Below are 12,739 nucleotides of genomic sequence, written 5' to 3'. Positions count from 1 at the left end.
CTCATGCAGAAAAAATACGTGCCGGGGACTCAGTCTCCATACACCCTCGCGAACACCGTTGAAGCCTGACTTCGCCGTTACGCCCCCGCCATCCAGCGCGCCAGGCCATGCCGTCCGCTGACGCCCAGTTTGGCGGTGGCACGCTTGAGGTAGGTCTCGACCGAACTGCTCTTGACCCGCAGCTGCTCGGCCAGTTGCGGCACAGTGCCGCCGGTCAGCAGCCCGAGGCAGACTTCCTTTTCCCGGGCCGAGAGGACAATGGCGCCCAGCGCCAGGCGCTCGTCGAACACCTGCTGCAACGGCGCCTGCTCCAGATCGGCCAGGGGCAGGCGCGGTTGTTTGGCGACGATCTGTCGACTGAGTTGCGCGTGCCGTTCAATCAGCGGCAACAGGGTGTCGGACAGGCTTTTGAGAAACGACAGCTCCGGCAGGGAAAACACCCGTTGCGTATGCGGTCGGTAGAACGAGATGACACAACGGCGGTTGGAGGTGCGCGACACCAGATTGCACTGGTGCACGCTGTGCTGCGGATGGCGGGGCTGGAGTGAGGCTTTGAGTTGAATCAGCAGGGAATCATTCATCTCGATCATCTTCTGCAATAGCGGATGATCGTCCGGACTCGTCAACGGGTCTGGCGGCGGAAAGGTCTGCGGCAGGCCAGCGCTGCCCAGCGCCTTGATCTCGACCACGCTGGCCTGGCGTTCGTCCAGCGTCCACTCGCTGAGATCGACGCGATTGACCGGCACCAGGGTGTCGACCAACTGGAACAGGTTATTGGCGAAATGATCATCGCCGGTGCTGGCAATCAGTTCCCCCAGTTGCCAGTAAAAGTGCGGGTTTTCCATGTTGCGAATGCTGCCGGTCAGATTCATATCCTTGTCATCCCTGGTTCCGAGTCATCACCGAGTCGTCCGCTGTTGATGCAAAAGCCGCCCACGCAATCGTCTCTCCTTGAAACTGATCTGGGGCGGGATTTAAGCCTATGGATTTGTCCTACGTCTGTAGGGGAAAACAGGGACACAAAGTGCCATCATTTCTGAAAATTGGCGCCGGCCTTCTGACGGTTCCTGGTACAGCGGTCGCGCTTTGCGTGACTGTTCGGTCACGGCAAAGGCTTGAAAACCGGGGCAGTTACCTTTTCATATGCTGACTGCGCTGGTCGATGGCGGCGTCAGCGTGTGGCATTTTTCCTACAAGAATTTCAGTATTTCCTCTCCGAACTTTTAGTGTGTTCCCACCCAATAAGGCTGTTCAAGCGCGGACTGGCCGGCGCGTGGGACGAGGTTGTCCGGGTTTCAGGTGTCATGTCGGCCTCGGGGCCGATGCTTGAATAGGCGCAAAATCACCTGAGAAGGATCTTATGCCGCCTATTTCCGCCCCTGCGGTGGCCACGCCGTCCGCATCGCTCCAGACGTATCCGCTGACCGCTGCGCAGCTGGATATCTGGCTGGATCAGCTGAGTCGCGGTGATTCGCCGCTGTACAACATCGGCGGCTACATGGACCTCAGTGGCCCGCTGGAGCCGGCCCGGATGCAGGCCGCGCTGGAAACGCTGGTGGCCCGGCATGACGCAATGCGCACGGTGCTGTTGCCCGGCGCCGGTGCAACAGGCTTGCCGCTGCAGCAGTTTGCCCGGTCAGTCGCGGTGCCGATGCCGATCCACGATGTGTCGACGCACGGCGAGCCTGAATCGGCGGCGCGGCGATTGGTTCAGGCGCGCATCGATCAACCCTTCGTGCTGGACGGCGGCTGCCTGTTCCGCTTTCAGTTGATCCACCTCGATGACCAGCGACATTGGTTAGCCGTGCAGGCTCATCACTTGATCTTCGATGGCTGGAGCTTTGGCGAAATGTTCAAGTCGCTGGACGAGATCTATAACGCGCTGGCGCACGGCCAACCGGCACCAGTCGCGGCGCCGTCGTACATCGACTTCATCGAAGACAATGCGCGCTACCAAGCGTCGCCGCGTTATGCGCAGGATCGCGCCTACTGGCTGGACAAGTACCGACAATTGCCCGAGCCGCTGTTGCTGCCACGGCATCAGCAGAGTCTGGCCGGTCAGACCGCGCAGACGCAGGTCTACGCGCAGCCCTTGCCGGCGTTGCTGCATGAGCGCATGCAGCAGGTGGCCCGAGCGTTCGGCGCGTCGGCGTTCCATGTGTTGCTGGCGGCGCTGCATGTTTACTTCAGCCGTACCGCGCAGCGTGACGAATGGGTAGTTGGATTGCCGATTCTCAACCGCTCGGGTGCGCGCTTCAAATCCACCCTCGGGCTGTTCGCCCAGGTCAGCGCGGTGCGCATGGGTTTCGGTCGCGAATCTACCTTCGCTGAACTGGTGCGCGCGATCCGTGATGAGCTGCGCAAGGATTTCCGCCATCAGCGCTTCCCCGTGAGTGAAATGAACCGCGCCCTGGGTTTGCTGCGCGAAGAGCGCTCGCAGCTGTTCGAGGTCACGGTTTCCTACGAACAGGGCACTCATGATTATCGCTACGGCGAGGCATCGGGACGGATCATCAAGGCCTCGAACGTCGAGGAGGCCACGCCGCTGGCGGTGCACCTGCTGAGCAGTCTTGCCAACGACGATGCGCGCCTGTACCTGATCTACAGCGAGGCATATTTCAGCGCCGATCAAGTCAAGGCCCTGGCGGAACGCTGGTTGTTGATTCTGGAGCAGGGGCTGGAGGCGGTGAACCTGCCGGTGGCGGATTTCGACCTGAGCACGCCCGAGGAAACCGCGCTGCTGCAACAGTGGAATGCCACGCGGGTGGACTACCCGGCTCCGACCCCCCTTGCGCAGCGTATCGAAGCGCAGGCAATGCTGCGGCCGCAGGCACTGGCGGCGATTGCTCAAGGGCAATGCCTGAGCTATATCGAACTCAATCAACGTGCCAATGCGCTCGCTCATCATCTGCTCGACCTCGGTGTGCGCCCGGATGACCGGGTGGCGATCATCGCCCGTCGCGGGCTCGACACACTGGTCGGGTTGTTGGCGATTCTCAAGGCTGGCGCCGCTTATGTTCCGCTGGATCCGGCGCATCCGGCCGAGCGCCTGAGCTATCTGCTGGAGGACAGCGCGCCCATCGCGGTGCTGACCCAGCGTGTGCTGCGCGAGCATTTGCCGGCGCTGTCGGTGCCGGTGATCGAGCTGGATCAGCCGACCTGGCCCGTCGAACATGTCGGCGCGCCGAAGATGCCGGGGCTGACCCCGGCCAACCTCGCTTATGTGATTTACACCTCTGGTTCCACCGGCCTGCCCAAGGGGGTGATGGTCGAGCATCGCACCCTGTGCAATCTGGTCGATTGGCACGCTGACGTTTTCGACCTGCGCGCCGGCAGCCATACCTCAAGCCTGGCCGGCTTCGGTTTCGACGCGATGGCCTGGGAAGTCTGGCCGGCGCTGTGCGTGGGCGCGACCCTGCACCTGGCGCCGGTCAGCGAGGGTGGCGAAGACATCGATGCGCTGCTCGACTGGTGGTGTGCGCAGCCGCTGGAGGTGAGCTTTTTGCCGACCCCCATCGCCGAATACGCGTTCAGCCGCCAACTCGCTCACCCGACGTTGCGCACGCTGCTGATCGGTGGCGATCGCCTGCGCCAGTTCCCGCGTCAACAATCCTTCGAAGTGATCAACAACTACGGGCCGACCGAAGCCACCGTGGTGGCGACCTCGGGTCGCATCGACGCCGGGCAGTCGCTGCACATCGGCAAACCGGTGAGCAATGCCACGGTGTATCTGCTGGATGAACAGCAGCAACCGGTGCCGCTGGGCGTGAGCGGCGAGTTGTACATCGGCGGGGCCGGCGTGGCTCGCGGTTATTTGAACCGCGCCGACCTGAGCGCCGAGCGCTTCCTGCGCGATCCGTTCAGCGCTGAACCGGGGGCGCGCATGTATCGCACTGGCGATCTCGCACGCTGGCGCGCCGATGGCAATCTGGAATACCTGGGGCGCAATGACGATCAGGTGAAAATCCGTGGCGTGCGCATCGAACCGGGGGAAATCGAGAGCGCACTCACCAGCCATCCAGCGGTGCGCGAAGCGGTGGTGCTGGTGCGCGACGGACAATTGTTGGCGTGGTTCACCGAGCGGGCGCCGTTGAACATCAATGAACTGCACGCACACCTGAAAACCCGCCTGAGCAGCGCCATGCTGCCGAACGCCTACGTGCGTCTGCCGGCGCTGCCGCTGACCGCCAACGGCAAGGTCGATCGCAAGGCGCTGCCCGCGCCCGAGGCAGGAGATTTGATCCGCCGCGAATACGAGGCACCGCAAGGCGAGGTCGAAATCGCCCTGGCGCAGATCTGGGCCGAAGTCCTGCAAGTGGAGCGGGTCGGGCGTCACGATCACTTCTTCGAACTGGGCGGGCACTCGTTGCTGGCGGTGATGCTGATCGAACGCATGCGTCAGCTCGATCTGAGCAGCGACGTGCGCGTGCTGTTCAGCCAGCCGACGCTCGCTGCACTGGCCGCTTCGGTCGGCAGCGGTCGGGAAATCGAAGTGCCGGCCAACCGCATCGCCGCCGATTGCACGCACATCACGCCGGCGATGTTGCCGCTGGTACAACTGCAGCAGATGGACATCGAGCGGATCGTCGCCAGCGTTCCGGGGGGCGCCGCCAATGTGCAGGACATCTACCCGCTGGCACCGTTGCAGGAGGGGATTCTCTACCACCACATCACCGCTGAGCAGGGCGATCCGTACCTGCTGCAGTCGCAACTGGCGTTCGACAGTCTTGAGCGCGTCGAGGCCTTTGCTGCGGCGCTGCGCGAGGTCATGGCGCGCCACGACATTCTGCGTACTTCGGTGCTCTGGGAAGGCCTGACCACCCCGGTGCAAGTGGTGTGGCGTGAAGCGATTGTGCCGTTGCAGGAGGTCGAGCTTGATCCGCGTGACGGGCCGGTCCTTGAACAGTTGCACGCGCGTTTCAACGCCCGGCGTTATCGCCTCGACGTCAGTCAGGCGCCGTTGCTGCGTCTGGTGTATGCCCGTGATCCGGCTATGGAGCGAGTGGTGGGGATTCTGCTGTTCCATCATCTGGCCATGGACCACATCGCCCTTGAAGTGATGCGCGGCGAGCTGCAGGCCAGCCTGTGCGGACACACTGTGGCGCTGGCGCCGCCAGTGCCGTATCGCAATTACGTGGCGCAGGCGCGGCTGGGCGTCAGCGAGCAGGAACACGAGGCGTTTTTCCGAGCGCAACTGGCGGACATAGACGAGCCGACCCTGCCATTCGGGCTGATGGAAGTGCAGGGCGACGGACGCGGCATTGACGAAGCGCAGCAGACCCTGCCGGCTGACGTCTATCAACGCTTGCGCACCCAGGCGCGCCAGGCGGGGGTCAGCGTGGCGAGCCTGGTCCATCTGGCGTGGGCGCGGGTGCTGGCGGCGACGTCCGGCCAGCAGCGTGTGGTGTTCGGCACGGTACTGATGGGGCGCATGCAAGGCGGCGAGGGCGCTGACCGCGCTTTGGGCGTGTTCATCAACAGTTTGCCGTTGCGCATCGATGTCGATGCCGGGGTGCTGGACGCCGTGCGCGCCACCCACGCGCGACTGACCGCGCTGCTCGGGCATGAGCACGCGTCGCTGGCACTGGCCCAGCGCTGCAGTGGCGTCGCTTCGCCGTCGCCGTTGTTCAGCGCGCTGCTCAACTACCGGCACAGTGACGAAACCGAACTGCTGGAGCCGTCGCGGCAAGCCTGGCAAGGCATTGAAACCCTGGCCAACGAAGAGCGCACCAACTATCCGCTGACCATGAGCGTGGATGATTACGGCAACGGCTTGCGCCTCACCGGCAGGGCCGTGGCGCAGATTGGCGCGCAACGGATTTGCGGCTACATGCAAACCGCGTTGCACGGTTTGCTGCAGGCCCTGGAACAGACACCGCAGCAGCCGTTGAACCGCTTGCCGATCCTGCAAGCCGAAGAGCTGCAACGCGTGCTGATCACGTTCAATGCCACTGAGGTCGATTGTCCGCTGGATCAGCCGTTGCACGTGTTGTTCGAAGCAAAGGTGCGGCGTAAGCCAGACGCCATCGCGCTGCAATCCGCGCAGGGAACCCTGACTTACCTCGAGCTCAATCAGCGCGCCAATCGTCTGGCCCATCACCTGCGCGAACTCGGTGTGCAACCGGATGCGCGGGTGGCAATCTGTGTCGAGCGCGGGCTGGATCTGGTGGTCGGTCTGCTGGGGATTCTCAAGGCCGGCGGCGCTTATGTGCCGCTGGATCCGGACTATCCGCTGGAGCGCCTGAACTACATGTTGCAGGACAGCGCGCCTGTCGCACTGTTGGTGCATGGCCCCACACGGCAATTGCTGGGTGAGCCGGGTGTGACGATGATCAATCTGGATCACGGCAGTTGGGAGCAGCAGCCGTCAGACAACCCTCAACTGCCGGGTCTGAATGCTTCGAACCTCGCTTACATGATCTACACCTCGGGTTCTACCGGGCTGCCGAAGGGCGTGATGATCGAGCACCGCAGTGCCTGCAACATGGTGCATTGGGGTTCGCAGATTTCGCCGCCGACCGAGCACGGCGCGCTGCTGCAAAAAGCGCCGTTCAGCTTCGACAGTTCGGTGTGGGAGATCTTCTGGCCGCTGTGTTCCGGCATGCGCCTGGTATTGGCGCGACCGGACGGCAACCGCGATTCGGCGTATGTGGTGCAGACCATTCGTGAGCAGCAGGTGACGGTGGTCAAGTTCGTCCCGGCGCTGTTGCAGCAGTTCATTGAACAGGACGGTGTCGAGCAATGCACCAGCCTGACCGATGTGCTTAACGGTGGCGGCGAACTCAGTGCCGCGCTGGCGCGTCAGGTGCGCGATCGCCTGCCGTGGGTGCGGTTGCATAACGTTTATGGCCCGACTGAAACCACCGTGGACAGCACGGGCTGGACGCTGGAACCTGACATGCCGGTGCCGGACAACGTGGTGCCGATCGGCACAGCACTGAGCAATACCCGGCTGTACGTGCTCGATGGGTACGGTCAACCCGTGCCGCAAGGCGTCAGCGGTGAGTTGCATATCGGAGGCGTCGGTGTGGCGCGCGGTTATCACGGGCTGCCGGAGATGCAGGCCGAGCGCTTCATCGACAGCCCGTTTGTGCCGGGGGATCGGCTGTACCGCACCGGGGATCTGGCGCGCTACAACCACGCTGGCGAGCTGGAATTCCTTGGTCGCAACGACTTCCAGATCAAGCTGCGTGGCTTGCGTCTGGAGCCGGGGGAAATCGAGGCGCGGTTGATCGAGCATCCGGCAATTCGCGAGGCGGTGGTGATGGTCCGTGATGAGCGTCTGGTGGCCTGGTACACCGTGCGCGCCGGCATCGACGCGCCATCGTTGGAAACCTTGCGCGGCCATGTGCTGGAGCGTTTGCCCGAGTACATGGTGCCCGGTGCGTTCGTAGTGCTCGACGCTTTGCCGCTGACGCCGAACGACAAGATCGACCGCAAAGCCCTGCCGGAGCCGGGGGCAGATGCAGTCATCAATCGCCCATACGTGGCGCCACAGGGTGAAGTCGAAACCGCGCTGGCGCAGATCTGGGGCGAGGTGCTTGGCGTCGAACAGGTCGGACGGCACGACAACTTCTTTGAACTCGGTGGGCATTCGTTGCTGGCGGTGAGTCTGGTGGCGCGCATGCGCCAGAGCGGTTTGCACACCGACGCCCGGGCGCTGTTCAGCCAGCCGACCCTGGCGGCGCTGGCGCTGAGCACCACACCCGAGGCGCAGCAAGTGGTGATCCCGCAAACCACCATCCCGAGCCTCACCCGCAAACGGCGGCTCTGAACTCTGCGTCTGACACCGAACCTGTGGCGAGGGAGCTTGCTCCCGCTGGGGCGCAACGCGTCCCCCGGCTCCTGATGCAAACCATCGGGGCCTGCTACGCAGTCCAGCGGGAGCAAGCTCCCTCGCCACAGGTATGCGGTTGCTCAGCCGCAGGGAGGCCGGCTTGTCCCCGCTTCCCATGTCAGCCCCGCAAGCCCCGATGTTTTAGTTTTTCCAGGCTGCGCGCAGCAGGCACGGACTCGCGGCTGCGCGCTCCTTTTTCTCGTATTTACAGCAGGTTATCCCATGCATTTCAGCGAACTGATGGCTGTTCTTTCCACCCATGCGATCCGCCTTCAACAGGAAGATGAAGACCTGGTCATTCTGGGCAGCGACGACGCCCTGGACGATGCGTTGTGGGACAGCCTCAGCGAACACAAGGCGCAACTGCTGGAACTGGTCGCGCAGCACGGTGGCGACTGGTTGAGCCCGGCGTTTCGCATCACCCCGGACATGCTGCCGCTGGTGACGCTGGATCAGCCGACCATCGACCGGCTGGTGGCCAATGTGCCCGGCGGTGCCGCCAACCTGCAGGACATTTACCCGCTGGCGCCGCTGCAGGAAGGCATGCTCTACCTGCACCTGTCGGCACCCGCCGGCGATCCTTACGTGTCACAAGCACGGTTCGCCTTCGACAGCCGCGAACGGCTGGAGGCCTTCGCTGAAGCGTTGCAGTGGATGATCGAACGCCACGACATTCTGCGCACTTCCTTCGTCTGGGAGCGTCTGGACGAACCGTTGCAAGTGGTGCAGCGGCAGGCTCGTCTGCACTGCGAGGAAATCGCCCTCGACCCGGGCGCGGATGTACTGGCGCAACTGCTGGAGCGCCACGACCCGCGGTTCTTCCGCCTCGACATCCGGCAGGCGCCGCTGCTGCGTCTGGTGTACGCCATGGATCCGGCCAATGGGCGCGTGGTCGCGCTGTTGTTGTTCCATCACCTGATCATGGATCACGTCGCGCTCGATGTGGTGCGCCGCGAAACCCGCGCGCACCTGCTCGGCCAGACCGCGCGGGTCGGGCCGCCGGTGCCGTACCGTGATCATCTGGCCAAAGCCCGTCTGCGTCTGGACGAGCAGGTTCACGAAGCGTTTTTCCGCGAGATGCTCGCCGACATCGACGAGCCGACCTTGCCCTGTGGTCTGCAGGATGTGCAGGGCGATGGCCAAGGCATCGAAGAAGCCTTGCTGATGCTCGACACCGATTTCAGCCGGCAACTGCGCGGCCAGGCGCGTCAGCTCGGCGTCAGTGTGGCGAGCCTGATGCACCTGGCGCTGGCGCGGGTGCTCGGCCAGTTGTCGGGCCGCACCGCCGTGGTGTTCGGCACCGTGTTGCTGGGGCGGATGGAGGCGGGCGAGGGCGGCGAACAGGCGCTGGGGATGTTCATCAACACCTTGCCGCTGCGGGTGGATGTCGGGGCGGACGGCGTGCGTGCCGGGGTGCTGGCCACCCATCGACGCCTGACCGCGTTGCTCGGCCATGAACAGACCTCGCTGGCCCTGGCCCAGCGTTGCAGTGCGGTGGCGGTGCCGACGCCGTTGTTCAGCGCGATCCTCAACTATCGCCACAGCAGCAGTGAAGAGATCGCCGAGGTCAGCGAACTGGCCCCCGGCGTGCAAGTGCTGGGCGCGCGCGAACGCACGAACTACCCGCTGACGATCAACATCGACGACCTCGGCGAAGACTTGCGCATCACTGCGCTGGCGGATACGGCGCTGGGCGCGCAACGCATTGCCGCTTACCTGCACACCGCGTTGCACAGTCTGCTGCAGGCCTTGCAAGCGACCCCGGATGCGCCGCTGCATCAGCTGAATATCCTGCCGGCCGCCGAGCGCGAATTCTTGGTGCACGGGGTCAACTCGCCGTTGCCGCAATTCCCGGAAACGCCGTTGATCCATCAGCAGTTCGAAGCGCATGCGGCGGCACGCCCGGAGGCCACAGCGCTGCTGTTCGAGGAGCAGACGCTGAGCTACGGCGAGCTCAACCGCCGCGCCAACCAGCTTGCGCACCACCTGCTGGCGCTGGGGATTCGCCCGGATCAGCGCGTGGCGATCTGTGTCGAGCGCGGCCCGCAAATGCTCATCGGCCTGCTCGGTATCCTCAAGGCGGGCGCCGGTTATGTGCCAATCGACCCGGCGTATCCGCTGGAGCGCATCGCCTACACCCTGCAGGACAGCGCCCCGGTGGCGGTGCTGACCCAGGCCGATACGCTGGACCGGGTTGGCGCGCTCAACGTGCCGAGCATCGATCTGGACAGCGTGCAGTTGCAGGCTGAACTCAGCAGCAATCCGCAGATTCCCGAGCTGAGTCCGAGTCATCTCGCCTACGTGATCTACACCTCGGGCTCCACTGGGCTGCCCAAAGGCGTGATGGTCGAACACCGCAACGTCACGCGCCTGTTTTCCGCGACCCACGACTGGTTCAACTTCAACCCGCAAGATGTGTGGGCGCTGTTCCATTCCTTCGCCTTCGATTTCTCGGTGTGGGAAATCTGGGGCGCGCTGGCGTTCGGCGGCCAGTTGCTGCTGGTGCCGCAGGCCGTCAGCCGCTCACCGGACGACTGCTACGCGCTGCTGTGCCGCACTGGCGTCACCGTGCTCAATCAAACGCCGAGCGCCTTCCGCCAGTTGATCACCGCGCAGGGCCGCAGCCCGCTGCAGCACTCGTTGCGCGAAGTGATCTTCGGCGGCGAAGCGCTGGAACCGGGCCTGCTCAAACCGTGGTACGCGCGGGTCGGCAATGCCGGTACGCGGCTGGTGAACATGTACGGCATCACCGAAACCACGGTGCACGTGACCTATCGGCCACTGGAGGCAGCGGACGCGCTGCTGGTCGGGCGCAGCCCGATCGGTGTGGGCATTCCCGACCTGCAACTGTACGTGCTCGACGCGCAGCGCGAGCCGGTGCCGGCCGGCGTGATCGGCGAGTTGTACGTCGGCGGCGCCGGGGTTGCCCGGGGTTATCTCAATCGTGACGCGCTGACTGCTGAACGCTTTATCGCCGACCCGTTCAGCGGCCGTGCCGAGGCGCGACTGTACAAGACCGGTGACCTGGCGCGCTGGTCAGCGGATGGCAGCCTCGAATACCTCGGGCGCAACGACGATCAAGTGAAGATCCGTGGTTTCCGCATCGAACTCGGTGAAATCGAAGCTCGCCTGGCAGCCTGCGCCGGTGTGCGCGAAGCGCTGGTGATCGCTCGCGAAGACAGCCCCGGTGACAAGCGTCTGGTCGCCTACTGGCTGGCCGCCGCAGGCACTGAACCGAGCGCCGCGCAATTGCGCGACGCGTTGCTGCAATCGCTGGCCGACTACATGGTGCCAAGCGCGTTTGTGCGCCTCGACGCCATACCACTGACCACCAATGGCAAGCTTGATCGCAAAGCCTTGCCACAACCGGACAGCGATGCCTTCGCCCGTCGGGGTTTCGAAGCCCCAGTGGGGGAAGTTGAAACCCTGATCGCCGGCATCTGGCAGACCTTGCTCGGGATTGAACTGGTCGGGCGACACGACAATTTCTTCGAGCTCGGCGGCCATTCGCTGCTGGCGGTGAAACTGATCGAGCGCATGCGCCAGCACGACTTGCAGTGCGACGTGCGCGTGCTGTTCGGCCAGCCGAGCGTTGCGGCGCTGGCGGCGACCTTGAGCCACCGTCACGCCTGGCAGGTGCCGGACAATCTGATTGCTGCCGATTGCACGCGGATCACCCCGGACATGTTGCCGCTGGCCACGCTGGATCAGGCCGCCATCGACCGCGTGGTCGCCAGCGTGCCTGGCGGCGTCGGCAATGTGCAGGACATTTACGGCCTGGCACCGTTGCAGGCGGGGATTCTCTACCACCATCTGGCGACCAGCGCCGGTGACCCCTACGTGTTGCAGGCGCAATTCGCCTTCGCCGGTCTGGCGCAGATCAAGGCCTTCGTCCGTGCGTTGAATGCGGTGATCGAGCGCCACGACATTCTGCGCACCAGCGTGGTCTGGGAAGGACTTGAAGAGCCGGTGCAAGTGGTCTGGCGTGAAGCGCCGCTGGCGCTGGAACGGGTCGATGCCGACCTGCTGGAAGGCGATGTGCTGGAGCAGATGCAGGCGCGGTTCGATCCACGGCACTACCGCCTCGACCTGCGCCGCGCGCCGCTGATGCGTCTGGCCTACACCGAAGACCGTGAACAACAGCGCTGGGTCGGCATCCTGTTGCTGCACCACATCGTCCTCGACCACACCGCACTGGAAGTGCTGCTCGCGGAAATGAACGACAGCCTGTACCCGAGCGGCGCCGATTTGCCGATGCCGGTGCAGTACCGCAACTACGTGGCGCAGGCGCAACAGCAGGCCGATACCCAAGCGCACGAAGCGTTTTTCCGCGACATGCTCGGCGACATCGACGAGCCGACCGTGGCCTTCGGTGTGCAGGACGTGCATGGCGATGGCAGCAGCATCGTCGACAGCGAGCAGGCGCTGGATGCCGGCGTGGCCGAGCGCTTGCGCGAGCAGGCGCGCCGCCTCGGCATCAGCGCCGCCAGTCTGGTGCACCAGGCCTGGGGCCAGGTGCTGGCGCAGGTTTCGGGGCGCGAAGAGGTGGTGTTCGGCACCGTGCTGCTCGGGCGCATGCAGGGTGGCGAGGGCGCCGATCGCGCACTCGGCATGTTCATCAACACCCTGCCGTTGCGGGTCAGTGTTGGCGCGACCGACGTGCAGCAAGGCGTGCGCGCTACCCATGAACGTCTGGCGCAACTGCTGGCGCATGAGCAGGCCTCGCTGTCGCTGGCCCAGCGTTGCAGCGGTGTGGCGGCGTCGCTGCCGCTGTTCAGCAGCTTGCTCAACTATCGCCACAGCGCGGCCGAACCGGCAGGCGTGACTTGGGACGGGATCGAGATTCTCAGCTCGCGCGAGCGCAGCAACTATCCGCTGGTGGTCAGCGTCGATGACCTAGGC

3 protein-coding genes (1 of these 3 cut by a window edge) are annotated in these 12,739 nt (G+C 64.4%); 2 read left to right on the top strand and 1 reads right to left on the bottom strand.

Annotated features, from left to right (window positions below; all coding sequences use genetic code 11):
- Positions 1-77 precede the first annotated feature (77 nt).
- The gene (locus OC71_RS08605; RefSeq protein WP_041067206.1) at positions 78-872 is read right to left on the bottom strand and encodes a helix-turn-helix transcriptional regulator; all 795 of its coding nucleotides are present in this window, start codon (positions 870-872) and stop codon (positions 78-80) included.
- A 488-nt stretch (positions 873-1,360) separates the two neighbouring features.
- On the opposite strand from OC71_RS08605, the gene OC71_RS08600 reads away from it, so the two are divergent.
- Positions 1,361-7,774, top strand: a complete 6,414-nt coding sequence (locus tag OC71_RS08600; protein ID WP_041067203.1) for a non-ribosomal peptide synthetase — start codon at positions 1,361-1,363, stop codon at positions 7,772-7,774.
- A 285-nt stretch (positions 7,775-8,059) separates the two neighbouring features.
- On the top strand, positions 8,060-12,739 hold the start of the coding sequence (locus OC71_RS08595; protein ID WP_041067201.1) for a non-ribosomal peptide synthetase. Its footprint extends 8,334 nt past the window's final position; only the first 4,680 of its 13,014 coding nucleotides appear in the window; it begins with the start codon at positions 8,060-8,062; its stop codon lies off the right edge, out of view.

Origin of the sequence: Pseudomonas sp. W15Feb9B, assembly GCF_000828175.1 — a bacterium.
Lineage (GTDB): Bacteria > Pseudomonadota > Gammaproteobacteria > Pseudomonadales > Pseudomonadaceae > Aquipseudomonas > Aquipseudomonas parakoreensis.
The sequence above is the reverse complement of the archived record's forward strand: the minus strand, read 5'-3'. Positions and strand labels throughout refer to the sequence as shown.

Coding starts and splice junctions, on each gene's coding strand:
- OC71_RS08605 (WP_041067206.1), bottom strand. CDS start 872: ATGAATCTGACCGGCAGCATTCGCAACATGGAAAACCCGCACTTTTAC.
- OC71_RS08600 (WP_041067203.1), top strand. CDS start 1,361: ATGCCGCCTATTTCCGCCCCTGCGGTGGCCACGCCGTCCGCATCGCTC.